The following is a 19396-nucleotide window of genomic DNA, read 5'->3' on the forward strand; positions in this document are numbered from 1 at the left end:
GCGGGGCGGCAGATGGTCATCTGCCGCCCCGCACCTTGACTGTCAGCTATCTGCGGTTATTTGGGGCCGTTGCCGTTGAACTTCCGCTTGCACTCCTTGAAGTCGACCTCGACGCGCCCGCCCAGATCCACGTTGACCGGGGTGGTCTGCAGCACGGTGCCGTCGGGCCGCTCGCAGGTGAGGATCCACGGCTCGGTGTAGAAACCGGTCTGGTTGCCGCGCACGCCGTCGGCCTGGTAGGCCGGGACGGGCCGGTACGACGGGTTCACCGCCCACTGGAACTTGCCGTTCGTGTTGACGATGTCCAGCTCCGAGGTGAGCGTGGTGGTGAACGACGTCGGCCGGACGCCGCCGCCGGGCTGGGCGTACGGGCTGGTGTACATGTCGAAGGACTTGGTGATGCGCAGCACCGCGTCCTTGGGCGCCTTGCCCTCGATGATCGCGTGCTCGCTCTGGTCAGCGGTGGTCTCGACCGCCTCGAACATCGCGTTGCGGTGCGCGGCGTAGGTGTCCAGGACCTGCGTCTGGTAGTTCCGGGCCACGCCGGGGTTGGGGCAGGTCTCGGTGGTGATGGACAGGCCACGGGTGGCGTAGTACGCCCAGTCGATGGCCTCGCCGGTCGTCTCGTAGTCCTCGGCCGACGGCAGCGCGTTGTACGTCGGGCCGTACTGCGCGGCGACGGCGGAGGCGAGCCGGTGCAGGCGCTCGGTGTCCTGCGCCGGTCCGGCGGCGAGTTGCAGCGGCGGGTAGAGCACCACCCGGATACAGGTGTGCTGGGTGTTGAAGACGGTCGCCTGCCGGGTGGAGAGCAGCCACTCCATGTTCTTGGTCTCCGGCTCCGACCACGGGGCCGCGCCGCCGGTCGAGATCGGCAGCCAGCCCATCCCGTAGTTGCGGTTCATGTCGGTGTTGGTGTCGGTCTGGCGGCGGTTACGCACGAAGCCGTCCACGTTCACCACCGGTACGACCACGAGCCGGGCCCGGTCGAGCAGGTCCGCCACGTACGGGTCGTCGGCGTTCTTGACCAGGTCGATGGCGAACTCCATGGTCAGCTCGCCGCTGGGCCACTCGTTGCCGTGGTGCATGGCGACGTTCACGAAGACCGGCTTACCGTCGTTCAGCTGCACGTTCTTGCTGATCTCGATGCCCCGGACGGTCCGACCCGAGGTCGTCTTGTAGGGCAGTTCGAGCGGCTTGACCAGCGTCGGGTACTCGGCGGCGAGGGTGGCCATGTCGTTCTCGTAGTCGGCCAGCGTGCGGTACGCCGTGTTGCCACTGGGCAGGGCGGAGGACTCCGCGGCGGCGACCGCCCCGGTCGGCGGTGCGACGATGCTGGCCAGGCCGATGGTGAGTGCCGCGCCGAGCGTCGTCAGGCGACGCCTGCGGCGGGAGGGTTGAGTGTGGACCACGAGGTTTCCCTTCTGGGCGGGGGTTCGGGGTCTGCAAAGATTCATTCACTCCGGGGAATGATGGTTCCTTCACATTCAAGATGCTTGCTGACCAGCGGAACAGACTCCGATGATCTCCATTTGGTAACGACGTCGGTCGGTCAGCCGGTTTGACGGTCGTGATCATGAACGGAAACGCCGACGCAATCGGCCGGACACATTCGCCGGACGCCGCAGGGTTGTTCGGTGCCAGGTCAGGAAAGGAGCAAAGAGGTCCGGGTACGGATCCAGTGCGGATCCGTACCCGAACCTCTCGATCAGCTGGGCGATGCCGGCGCAGGCGCGGCCTCCCGGCACGCGCTTCAGGACTCGTCGGCGAGGAGCGCCTGGAGCTGTTGGGCGTTGGTCTGCGCGTAGTCGCGGTAACAGTTGTTCATGAGGACGTGCGTCTGTTCGGTTTCCTCGGCCAGTTCGCGCAGCTTGGGGGCCCAGTCGCGGAGTTCGCGGTCGGAGTAGTGATAACCGAACTTCTGGTAAATGTCACGACTGGTCCACTTGTCGCTGTGGCCGTGGAAGCGTACGACGGCGAGGTCCGAGGTGGCGGCCAGCACCGGCGGCACCGACGAGCGGTGTCCCTGCGGCATGTCCACGCTGACGTACGCCAGCCCGTGCTCACGCAGGAAGGCCAGGGTCTCCTCGGCGTTGTCCCCGTCGAACCAGGAGGCGTGCCGGAACTCGAAGACCGGCCGCAGCGGCGCGCAGCGGCGGGTCACCTCCAACAGGTACTGCTTGTTGTCCCGCCGGATGGTGAACCAGGGCGGGAACTGGAACAGCAGCGCGCCGAGCTTGCCCGCCTCGACCAGTGGGTCGAGCGCGCTGAGGAAGCGGGTCCAGACCTCCTCGTACGCCTGCGCCGGCAGGTCGTCCGGGTAGAGGTTGCGCTTGTCGGTGTCCGGCCGCAGGTCCTTGTAGATCGCGCTGACCTTGGTGGGGTGGCCGGTCAGCAGGCTGAACGCCTTGACGTTGAAGGTGAAGCCGGCCGGGGTGCGTTCGGCCCAGAGCCGGGCCGTGCGCTCGGCCGGCGGCGAGTAGTAGGTGGCGTCGACCTCGACCAGCGGGAACTGCCGCGCGTAGTAGGCCAGCCGCTTCTCCGGCGTGTCGGCCGTCTGCGGGTACCAACCGGAATCCAGCAGGGTCCGGTCGGTCCAGGATGCGGTGCCCACCCTGATCTCGCCCATCGGTGAAGTTCACCGCGTCCCGGACCGACCGGCAACCGCAGCGGGTCAGGCCGCCCGACGCTCCCGGGTCTGCTTGCAGGCCACGCAGGTGGTGGCCGACGGGAAGATCTCCAGCCGTTCCACCGGGATGGGCGCGGAGCAGCCCTCGCAGAAACCGTAGGTGCCCTCCTCGAGGCGGGTCAGGGCATGTTCGTACTGGGCGCGACGGTCGAGGATGGTCCGCAGCAGGGACTGCGCGGTGTCCCGCTCGGCGGTCTTGGTGCCGCTGTCGGCCTGGTCGTCGCCCGCGGTGTCGCCGACCTCGACCAGTCGCAACACCTGGCTCTGCTGCACGGCCTGCTCGTACTCCGCGGACAACTCGTCGTGGCGGGCCTGCAGGGAGAGTCGGATCTGGTCGATCTCCGCCTGGGATCGGCCCGTGCCGACCGTGTCGTGGACGAGCATGGCTGCCTGCCTTCCTGGGCCTTATCGTCGTCACGGGCGGGGCCGTCCCCACCCGGTCATACCGCCCAGAGGTGATCACCCGGGCGCTGTGGAGCCCCGCGAATACCCCCCTCGGCCGGGGGTCAAACCGGGTCGTCGGCGGATTCCACGATCGCCGGACGGCGGGGGTCGTCGGCCCGGACCACCAGGTCGGCGAAGCTCGCCGGGGCGACCTCGTCGGCGTACCGGGCGAACGCCGGCAGCGTCCACCCCAGCTCGGGATCGGTGCGCCGGCCGAGCGCGCCGGCGGACAGCTCCAGGTGCACGGTGACGTCGAACGGCAGCCCGCCGCCGAGCAGGAACGCGCCGCTGACCAGGACCACCCCGCCGGGTGGCAGTTCGACGTACGCGGCCCGGCTGGCCCGGTCCACCCGGGCGTCCCACAGTGAGGGCAGCAGCCGCCCGGTGCCGTCCGGGCCCGCCGGGTCCAGCACCTCGCGACGTAGGCCGGCCTCGTCGACCCAGCCCTCGTAGTACGCGTCCGGGTCGGTCCGGCCCCGTTCCAGGCGGACCGAGGCGGGACGCAGGAAGTCCTCGGCCCGTACGTGCAGCACCGGACGGCCTCGGGCGCGTAGCGGGTCGACCAGGGCGGCGGCCAGTTCGTCCGGGCCGGCAGCGGGGGCGCCGTCCACCGCGACCCGTAACCGCCCGGCGGGTGTGGCGCCGGCGAGCCGCTCGACCAGCTCGGCGACCAGTCGCCGCGGTGAGATGGGACGCACGCGCATCCGACCATCGTGCCGGGTGGCCCGGCCGGCGGTCGCGACGACCCGGTCCGCATGCCCGCGCCCGGAGCCGGTCGGCCAGCGGTGACCCGGGACGGTCAGCCGGTGCGGTCGATGGTGACCCGGGCGTCGTCGGCCAGCCGGTAGCCGACGCCGTAGACGGTGGTGACCAGGGGCACGTCCACCCCGACCTTGCCGCGCAGCCGGCGCACGTGCACGTCCACCGTACGCACGCCCGCGTGCTCGTAGCCCCAGACCGCGTTGAGCAGCTGGAGCCGGGTGAACACCCGCCGTGGGTGCGCCACCAGGTGCAGCAGCAGGTCGAACTCCAGCCGGGTCAGCGGCAGCGCCTCGCCGTCGCGCAGCACCGACCGGGAGGAGGCCAGGATGTGCAGGGTGGGGATGGTCGGGGCGAGCTGCCGCGACGGCGCCCGGCCGGCCGGGACAGCCTCGGTGCGACGCTCGGGCACCACCGGGCCGCCGCCGGAGATGGTTCCCTCGCCCCGCTCCAGCATCTCCCGTGCCGCCTCCAGCAACCGGCGCGCGGCCGGGGTCAGCGACTCCTCGCACGCCAACGGGATGGAGAGGGTGACCGTGAGGACCGGGGCGGCGGTGCTGGTCGGACGGCGCTGACCGCCGGGAGGCCGACCGGGAACCGCGGGTTGGGACGCATGCCATCCTGCGCGCGACGAAGCGGGGCTGACCGACATGGTCCTCCTTGGCTGATCCGGGTATCTCCCCACGGCCCGGGACGCCGCCTAATCGATGCTTCCCGGCACCCGTGCAAGGGTCAAGGGGCGGCTGCGTTGCATGAATGTGACAATTGACCGACACATCGGAGCCGCCTGCTCGCTCTGCGTACGAGGCCAGATGATTACAGCAGAGTCGCCAAGTTGACCTGATACGGGGGTCGCCGTCCGAGTTCGCGTCCCCTCCGGGAGGTGCCTCGCCGCGGTGCGGGTACCGCGCGCGAGGTCGGCTGATCGCGCTCCCAGACCGTCGCCCGTCACGTTCGCGGGACGGCACGGCGCGGCGTGCCCGCGCCGGGGACACGCCGCGCCGGACGTCCGGCTCAGCGTTCGACGGTCACCCGGGCGTCGTCGGCGAGGCGGTACCCGACACCGTGGACGGTGGTCAGCAGCGGCGTGTCGGCGCCGAGCTTGGCGCGCAGCCGGCGGACGTGCACGTCGACGGTGCGGGCCACCGCGTGGTCGTAGCCCCAGACGGAGTTGAGCAACTGGAGTCGGGTGAACACCCGGCGGGGCCGTTCGGCCAGGAAGAGCAGCAGGTCGTACTCGATGCGGGTCAGCGGGACGTCCCGGTCGCCCTGGCGCACCGTCCGTGGCCCGGTGAGGATGCGTACCGCCTGGGGGTCCTCCGCCTCGGCCCGGTCGGCGAGATCGTGCGACAGCTGCCCCTCGCCCGACTCGGCGAGCTCGCCGAGCAGCTCCAGCAGGCGGGTCAGGCGGGGGCTCACCGTCGACCCCGAGCCGAGGTCGACGGTGATGGTCAGGGTCGGCCCGGTGCGCTGCCGCACCAGCCGGGCCCGGTTGGTGCGGCCGGGCGGGTGCTTGCGGGGGCTGATGGCGACGACGGACATGGTGGCCTCCTGGGGACTACCGCCACGCCGGGTGGGGCGTGGCGGTCAGCGGGACGCCCGGCCGGCGGTCGCCGGGGGCGCGAGGATGGTCGGGCGGGACGGCGGGGTCGGACCGAGTACGGGCAGGCCGGCGATCCGCCAGGCGGCGAAGCCGCCGATCACGTCGGTGGCCCGGAACAGCCCGATCTCCTGCAACGCGGCGGCGGCCAGCGACGAGGTGTAGCCCTCCTGGCAGAGGACCACCACCGGCAGGTCGTAGCCGACCGCCTGGGGCAGCCGGGCCGGGCAACGCGGGTCGAAGCGCCACTCCAGCACGTTGCGCTCGACGGCGAGCGAACCCGGCACGGTGCCGTGCGCGGCCCGCTGCGCGGCGGGCCGGATGTCGACCAGCAGGGCACCGGCCCGGTACGCCAGATGCGCCTGCTCGGGGTCGAGCCGGTCGAGCCGGGTCCGGGCGGCGGCCAGGATCTCGTCGATCCCCCGGGAACCCGGGGGCGGCACCGGCGCCGGACAGTGGGCGGCGGCGGGGTCGGTCTGCGACATCATCGGTTCCTTCCGGGAGGTTCGGGCGGCACGCCGGGCGCCGGCGGGGCGGGGCACGCAGCTGTGGCCTGACAAGATCACCATGCCACGCCGGCCTCGGCAACGTCGGCCACGCGCAGCCGACCGCCCGCGAGGTGGTAGCGGGTCATCCGGCGCAGGGCCGGGCGGTAGACGTGGACGCTGACCGCCGGCTCGGCGTGCCGGTTGGTCACCACGTGCACGTGCCGGGCACCGAACCGGCGGCCGGAGCCGGCGGCGAGCAGGTGCGGACGAAGCCGGCCACCGCTGACCGTCTCCTCGGTGAGGACGCCGGTGGCGACCAGGAAGGCGCCGGAGGAGCCGCCGTGGTCGTGCAGGTCGGTGCCCTGGCCGGGCAGCCAGCTCAGCGCCCACACCTCGTGCTCGTCGTCCGCGGCGAGCCGCGCGTACCACCTGCTGGCGGGCTCGAAGCGCAGGGGCACCGGCCAGCTGGCCGGATCGACGGCCCACCGCCGGGCGACGGCGAGCAGGTCCGGCTCGGTGACGGACGCGGCAGACATGGGTTCCTCACGATGGTTGACGGCTGGTGTCCCCGCCAGTTTAGACGGCAAAGTCTATAGGTTTAGTAGGTAATCCTACCTGCTGGGACGGCCCGGACCGAGGCGGGATCGACTGCGGTCGCGGGCGACGGTACGCCGCCGACTAACCTGAGGCGGTGAGCGAGGAACTCGACGCCGAGACCCTGGAGTTCGCGCACCGGATGTTCGACCTGGCGCGCGACGGCGCGACCACGGAACTGGCCGGGTACGTCGACGCGGGGCTACCGGTCAACCTGACCAACGAGAAGGGCGACAGCCTGCTGATCCTGGCGGCGTACCACGCCCACCCGGAGACCGTCGCCGCGCTGCTGACCCGGGGTGCCGACTACTCGCGCGTCAACGACCGGGGGCAGACGGCGCTGGCCGCAGCGGTGTTCCGCAGCAGCGGCGAGGCGGTACGCACGCTGCTCGCCGCCGGCGCCGACCCCGCCGGCGGCAACCCGTCCGCCATGGACACCGCCGAGTTCTTCGACCTACCCGAGATGCTCGCGTTGCTGCGCGGCGCCTGAGCGCCCTTGCTTACCGCTCGGCCTCGATGAGGAAGCGTCGGGCGTGGGCGACGAACGGGCCCTCGGCCTGGATACGCTCGTGCAGTCGGGCCAGCGCCGGCCGGTGCGCCGCCACGGTGAACCCGGGTACGGTCCAGACCACCTTGCGCAGGAACCAGACCACCGCGCCGATGTCGTGGAAGACGGTCCGCAGCGTCGCCTCCCGCAGGTGCACCACGGTCAGGCCGGCCGACCGGGCCGCGGCGACCGCCTGCGCCGGGTGCCGATGCGCCGGTGGCGGCAACGGCCCGAGGATCGCCTCGCTGAGTTCGCGTACGGTCCCCGGCCCGATCTGCTGGGACAGGAACGTCCCGCCCGGACGCAGCACCCGGGCGACCTCGGGCCAGTCGGTGCGGACCGGATGCCGGCTGACCACCAGGTCGAAGGCGGCGTCCCGGAACGGCAGCGGCGCGTCGGCGGCCACCGCCAGCACGCTCGCCCCGAGCGGGCGCAGGTTGGCTCGGGCCACCGGCACGTTCGGCGGCCACGCCTCGGTCGCGACCAGTAGCCGGGGCGGGCGGGGCACCTCCGCGAGGACCTCTCCCCCACCGGTGTCGACGTCCAGCGCCGCGTCGGCCTCCGCCATCCGCACCGCCACCAGGCGGGCGTACCCCCAGGGTGGACGCTCCTCGATGGCCCGGCCGGCGAGCCAGTCGAAGGCCCAACCCTCGACCGGGGCGGCGGCGCCCTCGGCGATCAGTTCCTCGAAGCTCCCGTCCCCGGACACCGGCCCAGCGTGCCCGGCTGACCGGCCGTCAGCAACGCGTTTCCCGGCCGTATCGGCACCATCTTCCCCGCACCACCACCCGCCGTGGGTCGGGGTGTTAAAAGGGGACCCCTCCTCTACTCCAGACGTTAAGAAGGGGCCCTTCCTTACACCTTGGTCCGGACGCGCAGGGCGTCGAAGCTGGTGGCCTCGGCGCGGCTGGCCTCGAAGTGGCGCATGAGCCGCGCGCCGAGCCGTACGCCCACCCCGCCGACGGCGAGGGCGACCAGCTCGGTGACCAGCAGCGCCGGTGACGCGCCCCGGTACGGCCCGTCGGCCCGGATCAGGCAGGCGAGCAGGAACAGCCCGGCCATGCCCGCGTTGACGAGGTTGAAGGTGATCGCGGTGTGCCGGGTGCGGTCCGGCGGCACGTCCCACAGGTCGACCATCCCGGCGACCGTGGTCAACGCCGCCGCCACCAGAGCGGCCACCGTCGTCCAGTAGCCGACCTCGCCGAGGAAGGCCGGACCGCCGGCCACATCGGCGAGATCGAATATAGCGGCGCAGACGAAGAGTCCGTACGGGAAGGTCACCAGCATCGGTTGGATGGGGTGCCCCTGCACCCGCAGTCGGCTCTGCATCGCATCCCCCTGGCGTCGGTTGGCCCGTCAGTCCAGGGTGCTACCCGGGTGCCAGCCGGGCGAAACGACCCGCCCGGTCAGTTGTCCCGGGGGCGGGAGACCGTGCTGACCAGCCGCTCGGCCACCTCGCGCAGCGGGATCGACAGCGACGACGCCGCGCTACGCAGCACGTCGAGCGCCTCCTCCGCCGGGCAGCCGCGCTGCGTCATGATCACTCCGACGGCGTGACCGATCACGCCGTCACCGAGCAGCGAGGCGTCCCGCTCCCCGGCCAGCGCGGCCCGCCGCTCGCGGTCGCGTACGGCCGCCAGCAGCAGGCCGGCGTGTTCGGCGAGCAGCATCGCGGTCAACTGGTGGCCGGTGGTCAGCGCGTCGGACTCGCCGGCGTACAGGTTGATCGCCCCGATCACCTGGTCGTCGATGTCCACCGGGGCGGAGATCACCCCGCGTACGCCGAGCTCGCGGGCCTGGGGCGTCCAGGCCGGCCAGCGCGGCTCCCGGGCCAGGTCCTCCGCGCCGACCATCTCCCGCCGCCGGATCGCGTCCATGGCCGGGGTGTCCGGGCCGTACCGTAGATCGTCCAGGCCGCTGCGCCGGGCGTCGGAGGCGGCCACGCCGGCCGGTTCGCCGGCTCGCAGCGCGGTGAACCCGCACCAGCTCACCCCGGCCAGGGCGTCCCGGGTGGTCCGGACCAGCGTGGAGAGCGCCTCGTCGAAGTCGTCCAGGGCGATCAACCCGGCGGTCAGCTCCCGCAGCAGGGCCGCCGTCTCCAGTACGCCGAGAGTTTCCGTCAGCGGTGGAGTGGTCTCCAGGTTCACGCGCTCCCAGCCCCCGTACGCCCGGCCAGCGTCGTCACCTGTCTCCTCCTCGGCTTGAGCCCCGGCTCCAGCGGCGGCCCTGACGTCACGGACCCGCCCTACTACCCGCGCCGACAACGGTCGAAACGGCGCAAACCGGGGCCCCTCCCAGGGTACGGGTACGGCTGGGAGGGGCGTGCCCGGCTTAACCAGACCGTCAACAGGGTCGGCCCTGTTGCCGGCCTTTTTCAGCGGGCGCCGGAGCCGGCAAGCCGCCGGCCGACCGAGGCGATCAGCCGGTCCAGCTCGGAGCCGAACGGGTTGTCGTGCACGAGGTAGGTCCAGGTCGCGCTCGGGCGGACCAGCTCGGCCTCGTCCGGCTCCCAGTCCTCCTCGAACTCGGTGTCGGTGAAGGTGGCCAGGGTCCGCGCCTCGATCTCCGGCACCAGGTTGGTGAACGCCGGAACCGCGGCCCGGTGGAACTCGTCGAGCGGGTCGAGCCGGCCCAGGGCCCGCAGGTGCACGCCCTCGCGGACCTCGGACAGCTCGGCCAGGTGCGCGGCCCACAGCCGGTCGAGATGGTAGAGCGCGATCGACCGGGCCACCCGGGCGAGCAGGTCCTCGTCCATCTCGCCGGCCTTCTCCGGCAGCTTGTCCAGCAGCATCAGCGCCGCCACGTCGCTGGTCAGCAGCCGCTCCCGGCGCTCGGCGAGCGCCTTGCGCTGCTGCTCGATGACCACGCTGTAGCGCCAGGTGTTGCGGTGGATCTCGTGGTTGACCCCTTCGGCGACCCGCTGGGCGTGCTCGACGGCGTAGTCCACCTGCGCGTCGGTGACCAGGCCGTCGGCGTTCATCCGGGGCGAGGCCGGCACGGTGTCACCGGCGTGCCGGGCCACCAGGTCGTCCTCCAGGCTGACGAAGAAGACCGACCCGCCCGGGTCGCCCTGCCGGCCGGCCCGCCCGCGCAGCTGGTCGTCGACCCGGCGGCTGTCGTTACGACCGCTGCCGATCACGAACAGGCCGTCGAGCCCGGCCACCCGGTCCCGGTCGGACTGGTCGCTGCCACCGAGGCGGATGTCCACGCCCCGGCCGGCCATCTGGGTGGAGACGGTCACCGCGCCGCGCGCGCCGGCCTCGGCGATGATCGCCGCCTCCTCGTCGTCGTTCTTGGCGTTGAGCACCACGCACGGCACGCCCGCGGCGTTGAGCCCGGCCGCCAGCTGCTCGGACTCCTTGACGTCCAGGGTGCCCACCAGCACCGGACGCCCGTCGGCGTGGCAGCGCTTGATCTCGTCGATCAGCGCCTCCTCCTTCTCCGCCCGGGTGGCGTAGATGCGGTCCGGCTCGTCCACCCGCACACACGGGGTGTTCGGCGGGATCACCGCGACCTCCAGGCCGAAGAACTCCCGCAGCTGGTCGCCGACCAGCACCGCGGTCGCGGTCATGCCGCACACCTTCGGGTAGAGGCCGACGTACGCCTGCACGGCGATGGTGCCGAGCACCTCGCCCTCGGCCGTGGCGTCCAGACCCTCCTTGGCCTCGACCGCCGCCTGGAGCCCGTCGGGCCAGCGGCGACGCTGGGCGACCCGGCCACGCATCTCGTCGATCAGCTCGACCGTGCCGTCCCGGACGATGTAGTCCACGTCCCGGTGCAGCAGGGCGTGCGCGTGCAGCGCCACGTTCACCGCGGAGAGCTGCTCGACGTGCTCCTCGTCGTACAGGTCGATGCCGAGCTTGGCCTCGACGGCGGCCAGGCCGGCGGAGGTGAACGCCACGCTGCGGCCGTCCTCGGCGACCGCGTAGTGCTTGCCCTTGCGCAGGCCGCGCACCAGTGCGGCGGCGGCGTGCACCGGGTTCTGCTCGCCGGGCACCGAACCGGCGAGGACCATCGGCACCCGGGCCTCGTCGATCAGGATCGAGTCGGCCTCGTCGACGATGGCGGTGCGCAGCGCGGGCTGGACCCGGTCCTCGACGTCGGTGACGAGCTGGTCGCGCAGGAAGTCGAAGCCGGCCTCGCTGACCGAGACGTAGGTCACATCGCAGGCGTACGCGGCGCGCCGCTCCACCGGCGTGGACGCCTCGTTGACCCACCCGACGGTGAGCCCGAGCAGGGTGTAGACCGGCTCCATCCACTGGGCGTCGCGGCGGGCCAGGTAGTCGTTGACGGTGAGCACGTGCACGGGGCCGTTGCCCAGCCGGACGTGCCCGTACGCGGCGATCGCGGCGGTCAGGGTCTTGCCCTCACCGGTGGCCATCTCGGCGACCTTGCCGGACAGCAGCGACATCGCGCCGAGCAGCTGGACGTCGTACGGCCGTTGGTCGAGGCCGCGGCGGGCGGCCTCCCGGCCGAGCGCGCAGATCTCCTCGTAGCTCGACGCCGTGGCGGCCGCCTCGGTGAGTTCGGCGTCGTCGAGCGCCGACATCTCCTCCGTGCGGGCCTCGATGGCCGGCAGCAGCTTCTCCAGCGGGGCCAGGTCGACCGTGGTCCCCGGGCGCTGGAGGAACCGGCGGAACCTGGTCTTCAACCGTTGCGACACACCCATGAGCGGCAACGGTACGCGACCGGAGGCCGGTTGTGGCGGCCCGGCAGGTATGCCTTTACCCGAGCCGCCTCCGGCACCTGCTCCGCTCAGCCGGTGAGCACCACCTGGAGCTCCTGGCGGCGGCTGGCGGCCAGCTCGGCGAAGAGGGCCGGGGCCTGGGCGAACGGGACCACCGCCGACACCAGATGGGTACGGATCGCCGCGCCGTCGGCGCGCAGCAGGTCGATCGTCTCGGCGGAGAGCCGCTCCCGGTCCCAGGTCGGCGCGAGCCCCCGGGGCACCCGGCCGATCTGCGCGCAGCGCACCGCCAGCCCGTTGTGGTGGAACTCCTCGCCGAGCCGGACCGCGTCCGCGCCGGACTGGTAGAAGGCCAGGTCGACCACGGTGCCCTGGGGGCGCAGCAGGCGCAGCGCCAGGTGCAGCGCCCAGCCCTGCCCCCGGCACTGGAACACCACGTCGGCGCCCCGGTCGCCGGCGCCGTGCGGCCAGCGGGTCTTGATCAGCACGGCCGGGTCGCCGTCGCCCGGGTCGACGGGGTCCAGCCCGAGCGCCCCGGCGACCGCGCGGCGCTGTGGCGTCGGGTCGAGCACCACCACCGAGGCGGCGCCGTGCCGGCGGGCGAACAGGGCGGTGAGCAGGCCGACCACCCCGGCACCGACCACCGCCACCCGGCGGCCGCGTACCCCGTCGGCGAGGTCGCGTGCGCCGGTGCCGTACAGGTCGGCGGCGGCGTGCAGCAGCCCGTTCGCGCAGATCGGCCCCAGGTGGGCGACGTAGACGCCGAGCAGCGGATCGAGGTCGGCGGGCAGCGGCACGAAGCGCTGGGCGACCGGGTCGGCCACCGCCGCGGTGCGGTGGCCGTAGGTCATCGCACCGACCGCGCCGACCGGCACCGCCGGCGTGTCGCTCTCCACCACCCGGGCCACCTGCATGTAGCCCAGACTCCGGACCGGGTACGGGGTGCTCGCCGCGCCGGGCTGGAACAGGCCGAGATCGGTGTTCCAGGTGGCGGTGAGGTACGGGTTGGTGCCCTTCACGTAGCTCAGCTCGGTGCCGGCGGAGACCCCGCTGTACAGGGTGTGCACCCGGAAGCCGCCGGCCGGCAGCGGCGGCGGGTCCTGTTCGACCAGCTCCACCCGACCCGGCCCGCTGACCACCAGCACCCGGTCAGCCATCGACGTCCGCCGGGACGCCCTGGGGCGGGTGGCGGACCGCGTCGGGCAGCCGGACGGCGCCACCGGTGCGGGCGGACTCGGCCACCGCCAGGGCGAGCCGGTGCGTGCCGAGCGCCTCGGCGTACGGCACCCGCACGTCGTCACCGATGCCGCGTACCGCGTCGATGAACGCCCGGTCGACGGCCGCCCGGGCACCGTCCAGGTCGGCGTCGAACCGCCGCGGCCCGTCGGCGTCGCACACCAGCAGAGCGTCCTCGGTGAGGGTGAGCGCCACCCCGTCGGCCAGGATCTCCACCCCGGCCCGGTGCTTCCAGCCCAGTACGCAGGCGGCGCTGAGGGTGCCCACGGCGCCACCGGCGAACCGCAGGGTCGCCGCGGTCACCGAGTCGACGTCCGCGCCGTCGACCGGTGGCGGGCTGCCGTCGCCGTACCCGGTCACCTCGGTCACCTCGCCGGCCAGCAGGCGGATCAGGTCCAGCACGTGCGCGGCCTGCTCGACCACCGGCCCGCCGGAGCGCTCCCGCCGGGCCCACCAGTCCACCGGCGGGACCCGGTCCAGCCAGGCGCCGGTGACCAGGCGCACCGCCCGGCCGGCGAGCAGGTCGCGGGCCTGCGCCACGACGTGCAGGTAGCGCCAGTGGTGGCCGACCGCGGTGAGCAGTCCCCGGTCGGCCACCAGGCCGGCGATCCGCTCGGCGGTGGGCAGGTCCACGGCCACCGGTTTCTCCACGAACATCGGCACCCCGGCGGCGACGATCGCCTCCTCGATCGGGCCGTGGGCGAACGGCGGCACGCAGACGTACACCGCGTCCGGGCCGGCCGCGAGCAGCTGTTCGACGGCGCCGTACGGTCGGGCCCCGTGCGTCGCGGCCAGGTCGGCCGCCGCCCCCGAGGTCACGTCGACCACGCCGATCAGCTCGACGTCGTCGAACCCGGACAGCACCCGGGCGTGCCGCCGGGCCACCCCGCCGGCTCCCACCAGTCCCACCCGGCACAGCCGCATGCCAACCAGCCCTTCCGCCCCCGCTCCGGTCGCGTCTGGGCACCTCCCCCGGCCGGGCGCAACCAAACGTTCATCGCCCCGGAACGTGCCCGGAGCACGGTGCTGATCAAGCTGGGGGGACGGATCCGGTTAGCGTGCGGGGTGCTGGGAAAGCCATCTCCCGGTCTTCCCGCGATCAGGGGGTGCCTGTGCGGAACACTGAGTCTCTGGTCTCGCCCGTGGTCGAGGCCTGGGCCACCTATCGGACCACCTCGGCGGCCGACTGGCCGACGCGGCGGTTGCTGCGGGCCAAGGGGGACAGCCGGGTCAGCGTGGTGCTGCCGGCGCACAACGAGGAAGCCACCGTCGGGGCGATCGTGTCGACCATCCGCGAGCACCTGGTGGACCGGGTGCCGCTGGTCGACGAGTTGATCGTGGTCGACTCGCGGTCCGAGGACCGGACCGCGCGGGTGGCCCGGGCGGCCGGCGCCGAGGTGGTCAGCCAGGACGAGATGACCCGCGGGCTGCCCCGGCTGACCGGCAAGGGCGACGCGCTGTGGGCCGGGCTGGCCGCGGCGGAGGGCGACGTGGTGGCGTTCGTCGACGCCGACCTGCGCGAGTTCCGCCCGCACTTCGTCACCGGGCTGCTCGGCCCGTTGCTCACCGACCCGTCGGTCGACTTCGTGAAGGGGTTCTACCACCGGCCGCTGGTCAGCACGAGCGGGGTGGAGGCGGACGGCGGCGGGCGGGTGACGGAGCTGATGGCCCGGCCGATGCTCAACCTGTTCTGGCCGGAACTGGCCGGTTTCGTGCAACCCCTCGCCGGTGAGTACGCCGGCCGCCGCGACGTGCTGGCACAGGTGCCGTTCGTCTCCGGCTACGGCGTCGAGACCGCAATGATGATCGACCTGCTCGAACTCGTCGGGCTGGACGCGCTGGCCCAGGTCGACCTGGGCGAACGCAAGCACCGGCACCAGGACACCGCCGCGCTGGGCCGGATGTCCGCCCAGATCATGCTCACCGCCTGGTCCCGGTTGCAGCGGCGGGGCTGGGCGAACCCGGACGTGCTGCCCACCGCCCTGCTGACCCAGTTCCGCCGGGGCGGCTCCGACGCACTGCCGAACCTGGACCGGGAGATCGTGGTCAGCGACGTCTCCGTCGAGGAGCGACCGCCGCTGGCCGAGCTGCGGCACCGGGTGCCCCGCCGGCGGGTGGCCGCGGCGTGACCGGCGGGTCGCCGGAACCGCCGGCGACCGGGGTACGGGCCGGTCATCGGCTCGCCGACGAGAGGGACGCGACACGATGAGTCTCACCGTCCTGATGAACGCCGGCCCCTGGCTGTCCGTGCCGCCGTCCGGTTACGGCGGGATCGAGAACGTGGTCGCCACCCTGGTGCCCGCGTTGCGCCGGCTCGGCGTCCGGGTGGTGCTCGCCTCGGTGGGCAGCAGCACCCTGCCGGTGGACGAGCGGATCTCGGTCTTCGCCGACGGCCAGTTCTCGGCCCTGCAACGGCCGTACAACCAGGTCTGCGGCATCTCCCAGGCGCACCTGGCCGGCGTGGTCCGCGAGCTGCACGCCCGCGACGACATCGACCTGGTGCACGATCACGTGGAGGCGGTCGGCCTGGCCACCCTCACCGCCATGGGCCCGGACGGCCCGCCCGTGCTGCACACCCTGCACTGGGACCTGGCCAAGCATCCGGAGCTCTACGGCAGCCTCGACGGCGGGGACCGGGTCCGGGTCAACGGGGTCTCCGCCGCGCAGCTGGCCCGGGCGCCGAAGGCGCTGCGGGAGCACTCGGTCGGGCATGTGCACCTGGCCACCCCGCTGGCGATCGACGCGCACCGGCGCCCCGGAGTGGTCAAGGGCGCACACGTGCTCGTGCTGGGCCGGATCACCCCCGGCAAGGGGCAGGACCTGGCGGCCCGGCTGGCCCAGCGGGTCGGGTTCCCGCTCGTGCTGGCCGGGCCGGTCGGCCCGTACCACCGGCCGGAGGACCTCGCGGCGGCCGGCCACGACGCGCGGCTCAACCCCGACGTGCGGTTCTTCCACGACGAGGTGGCCCGGTACGTCGACGGCGACCGGGTGCGGTGGGTCGGCACGGTGGCCGGCCGGGACCGCGACGACCTGCTGGCCGGGGCCCGGGCCACGCTGTTCCCACTGCGCTGGGAGGAGCCTGGCGGCACGGCGGTGGTGGAGTCCCTGGCACTGGGCACCCCGGTGGTGGCGATCGCCCGGGGCTGCCTGCCCGAGCTGGTCGAGCACGGCCGCACCGGGCTGCTCACCGGCGACGAGGAGGAGCTGGGTGACCTCGTGCTCGCCGCCGACCTGGTGGAGCCCGACGAGTGCCGCCGGGAGGCCGCCGCCCGGTTCACCCCGGCCGTGATGGCCCGGCGCTACGTCGCCCTCTACGACCAGCTGAGTCGCCGCAGCACCGCCCCCACGCTCCAGGCGGCGTGACCCCGGGGCCCGGCTGTCGGGGTCGTCACGCACCGGTTTCGCCCGGTCCGGGCCGGGGTAGTTGGCAGGCTCCGCGAGGCCGGCGAGACGAGGGCGGAGATGACGAGCCGGATCACCTGCCAGGTACGCGACGGGGCACCGATCACCGTCATACGGCTCGCCGGCACCCTCGACCTGATCACCATGCGCCAGGTGTACGCGGTCCTGGACCGGTCTCTGGCCGGCCAGCCCGACGCGCTGGTGGTGGACCTGGCCGAGCTGGCCGTACGGGACGAGCTGGCGCTGTCGGTCTTCGCCGCCGCGGCCCGGCGGGCCGCCGACTGGCCGGTGGTGCCGTTGGTGCTCTGCGTGCCGCGCCCGGAGGTGGCCGCCGCGCTGGCCGGATCGACCGTGTGCCGGGTGGTGCCGGTGCGCCGCACCCGTGCCGAGGCGACCCGGGTCGCGGTCGCCTGCGCCGTGCCCCGGCTGCGGGTACGCCTGGAGCCGGTGGCAGCGGCCTGCCGGCGGGCCCGGGAACTGGTCGCCGACGCCTGCGCCCGGTGGAACCTGCCCGAGGCGGCCGGCCCGGCCTCGGTGGTGCTCAGCGAACTGGTCGGCAACGTGGTCCGGCACGCAGGCACCCCGATGCAGGTCACCGTGACGCTGCGCCGGCCGTGGCTGCACCTGACCGTGCTGGACGGCAGCCGGGCGGCGGCCCGGCCCGGCGAGGCCGGCCAGCGTGACGAGGGCGGCCGGGGTCTGTTGCTGGTACGCCAGCTGGCCGAGCATTGGGGCAGCGCGCCGGCCGGCGACGGAAAGGCCGTATGGGCCACACTACCCGCGAATTGACCGAAATTCCCCCTCTCGCCTGGTTACATGGTCGGCGGGGCGGGTGGCTACGCCCGTCCTTTCCGTCGTCAGCGGGGTGAGACTCATGCCCAAGCGGGTAACCACCGAACCCGGACAGGACCGCGGGCCGGCCATCCTGGCGCCGGCCCGGTTCGGCGGCTACCCCGGCCCGGTGCGCAAGCCCCTCCGTGGCGGAACGTTGGTCAAGTTCCTGGCCACCACCGATCACAAGCAGATCGGGCTGCTCTACCTGATGACCTCGTTCGGCTTCTTCCTGGTGGCCGGAATCGAGGCGATGCTGATGCGCGCCGAGCTGGCCCGGCCCGGCCTGCAGTTCCTCTCGCCGGAGCAGTACAACCAGCTGTTCACCTCGCACGGCGCGGTGATGCTGCTGCTGTTCGCCACCCCCGCGGCGTTCGGCTTCGGCAACTACATCGTGCCGATCCAAATCGGCGCGCCGGACGTGTCGTTCCCCCGACTGAACGCCCTGGCGTACTGGCTGTACCTGTTCGGCGGGTTGTTGGTGATCGGCGGGTTCTTCACCCCGGGAGGTACGGCCGACTTCGGCTGGACCGCGTACACGCCGCTGAGCACCGCCGAGCACTCCCCCGGTGTCGGGGCGAACATGTGGGTGGTCGGGCTGGTGCTGTCGGGTCTGGGCACCATCCTCGGCGCGGTCAACCTGATCACCACGGTCCTGACCCTGCGCGCGCCGGGCTTGACCATGTTCCGGATGCCGATCTTCACCTGGAACATGCTCTTCACCAGCGTGCTGGTGATCCTGGTGTTCCCGCTGCTGGCCGCCGCGCTGCTGGCGCTGAGCGCCGACCGGCTGCTCGACGCGCACGTGTTCCGGCCGGAGACCGGCGGGCCGATGCTCTGGCAGCACCTGTTCTGGTTCTTCGGCCACCCCGAGGTCTACATCATCGCGCTGCCGTTCTTCGGCATCATCACCGAGGTCATCCCGGTCTTCTCCCGTAAGCCGCTGTTCGGCTACACCGGGATCGTGCTGGCCACCATCGCGATCACCGTGCTGTCGATGGCGGTGTGGGCGCACCACATGTTCGCCACCGGTCAGGTGCTGCTGCCCTTCTTCAGCATCCTCAGTTACCTGATCGCCGTGCCCACCGGGGTGAAGTTCTTCAACTGGATCGGCACCATGTGGAAGGGACAGCTGACCTTCGAGACCCCGATGCTGTTCTCCATCGGGTTCCTGGTGACCTTCCTGCTCGGTGGGCTCACCGGCGTACTGCTGGCCAGCCCGCCGGCCGACTTCCACACCCACGACTCGTACTTCGTGGTGGCGCACTTCCACTACGTGGTCTTCGGGACCGTGGTGTTCGCGCTCTTCGCCGGCTTCTACTTCTGGTGGCCGAAGATGACCGGCCGCCTGCTCGACGAGCGGCTCGGCAAGCTGCACTTCTGGACCATGTTCATCGGTTTCCACGGCACCTTCGTAGTGCACCACTGGCTGGGCAACGAGGGGTTCCCCCGGCGGTACGTCGACTACCTGCCGACCGACGGCTTCACCACGCTGAACACGATCTCCAGCATCTTCTCGTTCGTGCTCGGGGCGTCCACCCTGTTCTTCATCTGGAACGCCTGGAAAACCTGGCGGTACGGCGCGCTGGTGACCGTGGACGACCCGTGGGGCTTCGGCAACTCCCTGGAGTGGGCCACCACCTGCCCGCCGCCGCTGCGCAACTTCGACCGGATGCCCCGGATCCGTTCCGAACGCCCGGCCTTCGACGCCAAGTACGGCCAACTCGTCGCCGACCTGGGCCGGGACCTTCCACAGCGGACCACCAAGCCGCCGCAGGAGTTCCGTGAGGAGCTGCATCGCGAGCCGCACCTGCCCGAGTCGCCCGCCGCCGAGGGCGCGCACGGCGCGCGGGAGGCGGTGGCGTACCAGCCGGCACCGCAGTCCGGCGCCCGCCCGGTGGAGGTGCCGGAGCCGGACGAGGTGCGCCGGCCGAGCTTCGAGGAGACCGACGCTCCGGAGGAGCAGGCGCCCGACCGCGACCAACCCAACGAGCGCTGGCGCCACCCCCGCGGCCATCACGAGCCACCCGAGAGCTGAACCTCGAACCGTACGTGTGGGGCGGCACCGAACCTCGGTGCCGCCCCACCGCCCTGCCGGCCTGCCGTCGTGGCGGGGGCTAGC

19 protein-coding genes are annotated in these 19396 nt (G+C 72.7%); 5 read left to right on the forward strand and 14 right to left on the reverse strand.

Annotated elements, in window-relative coordinates; all coding sequences use genetic code 11:
- Positions 1 to 56: 56 nt before the first annotated feature.
- The 8 genes from AB0M52_RS05345 to AB0M52_RS05380 all read right to left on the reverse strand — a co-directional run bounded on the left by AB0M52_RS05345 (position 57) and on the right by AB0M52_RS05380 (position 6513).
- Complete coding sequence (locus AB0M52_RS05345; protein WP_363949173.1) at positions 57 to 1409, reverse strand: M14 family zinc carboxypeptidase; 1353 nt, start codon at positions 1407 to 1409, stop codon at positions 57 to 59.
- A gap of 341 nt (positions 1410 to 1750) precedes the next feature.
- On the reverse strand, positions 1751 to 2626 hold the full coding sequence (locus AB0M52_RS05350) for a DUF72 domain-containing protein (RefSeq protein ID WP_363949175.1): 876 nt from the start codon (positions 2624 to 2626) through the stop codon (positions 1751 to 1753).
- A 45-nt stretch (positions 2627 to 2671) separates the two neighbouring features.
- Positions 2672 to 3070, reverse strand: a complete 399-nt coding sequence (locus AB0M52_RS05355) for a TraR/DksA C4-type zinc finger protein (RefSeq protein WP_111212841.1) — start codon at positions 3068 to 3070, stop codon at positions 2672 to 2674.
- A gap of 122 nt (positions 3071 to 3192) precedes the next feature.
- Entirely contained in the window at positions 3193 to 3834 is a 642-nt protein-coding gene (locus tag AB0M52_RS05360) for a uridine kinase (protein WP_363949178.1), read from the reverse strand.
- Between the two features lie 95 nt (positions 3835 to 3929).
- A complete protein-coding gene (locus AB0M52_RS05365; protein WP_363949181.1) occupies positions 3930 to 4541 on the reverse strand; it encodes a winged helix-turn-helix domain-containing protein in 612 nt (203 codons plus the stop codon).
- Between the two features lie 362 nt (positions 4542 to 4903).
- Positions 4904 to 5431 (reverse strand): winged helix-turn-helix domain-containing protein, encoded by a 528-nt coding sequence (locus AB0M52_RS05370; protein WP_363949184.1) that lies wholly within the window; start codon positions 5429 to 5431, stop codon positions 4904 to 4906.
- A gap of 45 nt (positions 5432 to 5476) precedes the next feature.
- Positions 5477 to 5977: a rhodanese-like domain-containing protein gene (locus AB0M52_RS05375; protein WP_363949186.1), complete on the reverse strand. Its 501-nt coding sequence runs from the start codon at positions 5975 to 5977 to the stop codon at positions 5477 to 5479.
- A gap of 74 nt (positions 5978 to 6051) precedes the next feature.
- Positions 6052 to 6513, reverse strand: coding sequence for a cysteine dioxygenase family protein (locus AB0M52_RS05380; protein ID WP_363949189.1), 462 nt, complete (start codon positions 6511 to 6513; stop codon positions 6052 to 6054).
- A gap of 155 nt (positions 6514 to 6668) precedes the next feature.
- Here AB0M52_RS05380 and AB0M52_RS05385 point away from each other — a divergent pair, with 155 nt between their 5' ends.
- Complete coding sequence (locus AB0M52_RS05385; protein WP_363949191.1) at positions 6669 to 7061, forward strand: ankyrin repeat domain-containing protein; 393 nt, start codon at positions 6669 to 6671, stop codon at positions 7059 to 7061.
- A gap of 10 nt (positions 7062 to 7071) precedes the next feature.
- Here the strand turns inward: AB0M52_RS05385 and AB0M52_RS05390 are convergent, their stop codons facing one another.
- From AB0M52_RS05390 to AB0M52_RS05415, 6 genes are all read right to left on the reverse strand, one after another.
- Complete coding sequence (locus AB0M52_RS05390) at positions 7072 to 7827, reverse strand: class I SAM-dependent methyltransferase (protein WP_363949194.1); 756 nt, start codon at positions 7825 to 7827, stop codon at positions 7072 to 7074.
- Positions 7828 to 7973: 146 nt separating this feature from the next.
- On the reverse strand, positions 7974 to 8447 hold the full coding sequence (locus AB0M52_RS05395) for a DUF2231 domain-containing protein (protein WP_363949197.1): 474 nt from the start codon (positions 8445 to 8447) through the stop codon (positions 7974 to 7976).
- Positions 8448 to 8524: 77 nt separating this feature from the next.
- Positions 8525 to 9265, reverse strand: a complete 741-nt coding sequence (locus AB0M52_RS05400) for a GAF and ANTAR domain-containing protein (RefSeq protein ID WP_363949200.1) — start codon at positions 9263 to 9265, stop codon at positions 8525 to 8527.
- Positions 9266 to 9492: 227 nt separating this feature from the next.
- Entirely contained in the window at positions 9493 to 11787 is a 2295-nt protein-coding gene (gene secA2, locus AB0M52_RS05405; protein ID WP_363949203.1) for an accessory Sec system translocase SecA2, read from the reverse strand.
- A gap of 86 nt (positions 11788 to 11873) precedes the next feature.
- On the reverse strand, positions 11874 to 12962 hold the full coding sequence (locus AB0M52_RS05410) for a zinc-binding alcohol dehydrogenase (RefSeq protein WP_363949206.1): 1089 nt from the start codon (positions 12960 to 12962) through the stop codon (positions 11874 to 11876).
- On the reverse strand, positions 12955 to 13965 hold the full coding sequence (locus AB0M52_RS05415) for a Gfo/Idh/MocA family oxidoreductase (protein WP_363949209.1): 1011 nt from the start codon (positions 13963 to 13965) through the stop codon (positions 12955 to 12957). The genes AB0M52_RS05410 and AB0M52_RS05415 overlap by 8 nt, the downstream gene beginning before the upstream one ends.
- A 278-nt stretch (positions 13966 to 14243) precedes the next feature.
- Between AB0M52_RS05415 and AB0M52_RS05420 the strand changes: the two genes are divergently transcribed.
- From AB0M52_RS05420 to ctaD, 4 genes are all read left to right on the forward strand, one after another.
- Entirely contained in the window at positions 14244 to 15170 is a 927-nt protein-coding gene (locus AB0M52_RS05420; protein WP_363949221.1) for a glucosyl-3-phosphoglycerate synthase, read from the forward strand.
- A gap of 76 nt (positions 15171 to 15246) precedes the next feature.
- Positions 15247 to 16404, forward strand: a complete 1158-nt coding sequence (locus AB0M52_RS05425; RefSeq protein WP_363949212.1) for a glycosyltransferase — start codon at positions 15247 to 15249, stop codon at positions 16402 to 16404.
- A gap of 99 nt (positions 16405 to 16503) precedes the next feature.
- Complete coding sequence (locus AB0M52_RS05430) at positions 16504 to 17232, forward strand: ATP-binding protein (protein ID WP_363949215.1); 729 nt, start codon at positions 16504 to 16506, stop codon at positions 17230 to 17232.
- A gap of 85 nt (positions 17233 to 17317) precedes the next feature.
- Positions 17318 to 19312, forward strand: coding sequence for a cytochrome c oxidase subunit I (gene ctaD / locus AB0M52_RS05435; protein WP_363949218.1), 1995 nt, complete (start codon positions 17318 to 17320; stop codon positions 19310 to 19312).
- Positions 19313 to 19396 lie beyond the last annotated feature (84 nt).

It is taken from the genome of Micromonospora sp. NPDC051296, assembly GCF_040682255.1.
Lineage (GTDB): Bacteria > Actinomycetota > Actinomycetes > Mycobacteriales > Micromonosporaceae > Micromonospora > Micromonospora craterilacus.

Excerpts from the sequence above, each read along its gene's own strand:
- AB0M52_RS05350 (WP_363949175.1), bottom strand. The coding sequence starts at position 2,626 with ATGGGCGAGATCAGGGTGGGCACCGCATCCTGGACCGACCGGACCCTG.
- AB0M52_RS05355 (WP_111212841.1), bottom strand. The coding sequence starts at position 3,070 with ATGCTCGTCCACGACACGGTCGGCACGGGCCGATCCCAGGCGGAGATC.
- AB0M52_RS05360 (WP_363949178.1), bottom strand. The coding sequence starts at position 3,834 with ATGCGCGTGCGTCCCATCTCACCGCGGCGACTGGTCGCCGAGCTGGTC.
- AB0M52_RS05365 (WP_363949181.1), bottom strand. The coding sequence starts at position 4,541 with ATGTCGGTCAGCCCCGCTTCGTCGCGCGCAGGATGGCATGCGTCCCAA.
- AB0M52_RS05370 (WP_363949184.1), bottom strand. The coding sequence starts at position 5,431 with ATGTCCGTCGTCGCCATCAGCCCCCGCAAGCACCCGCCCGGCCGCACC.
- AB0M52_RS05375 (WP_363949186.1), bottom strand. The coding sequence starts at position 5,977 with ATGATGTCGCAGACCGACCCCGCCGCCGCCCACTGTCCGGCGCCGGTG.
- AB0M52_RS05380 (WP_363949189.1), bottom strand. The coding sequence starts at position 6,513 with ATGTCTGCCGCGTCCGTCACCGAGCCGGACCTGCTCGCCGTCGCCCGG.
- AB0M52_RS05395 (WP_363949197.1), bottom strand. The coding sequence starts at position 8,447 with ATGCAGAGCCGACTGCGGGTGCAGGGGCACCCCATCCAACCGATGCTG.
- secA2 (WP_363949203.1), bottom strand. The coding sequence starts at position 11,787 with ATGGGTGTGTCGCAACGGTTGAAGACCAGGTTCCGCCGGTTCCTCCAG.
- AB0M52_RS05410 (WP_363949206.1), bottom strand. The coding sequence starts at position 12,962 with ATGGCTGACCGGGTGCTGGTGGTCAGCGGGCCGGGTCGGGTGGAGCTG.
- AB0M52_RS05415 (WP_363949209.1), bottom strand. The coding sequence starts at position 13,965 with ATGCGGCTGTGCCGGGTGGGACTGGTGGGAGCCGGCGGGGTGGCCCGG.
- AB0M52_RS05425 (WP_363949212.1), top strand. The coding sequence starts at position 15,247 with ATGAGTCTCACCGTCCTGATGAACGCCGGCCCCTGGCTGTCCGTGCCG.
- AB0M52_RS05430 (WP_363949215.1), top strand. The coding sequence starts at position 16,504 with ATGACGAGCCGGATCACCTGCCAGGTACGCGACGGGGCACCGATCACC.
- ctaD (WP_363949218.1), top strand. The coding sequence starts at position 17,318 with ATGCCCAAGCGGGTAACCACCGAACCCGGACAGGACCGCGGGCCGGCC.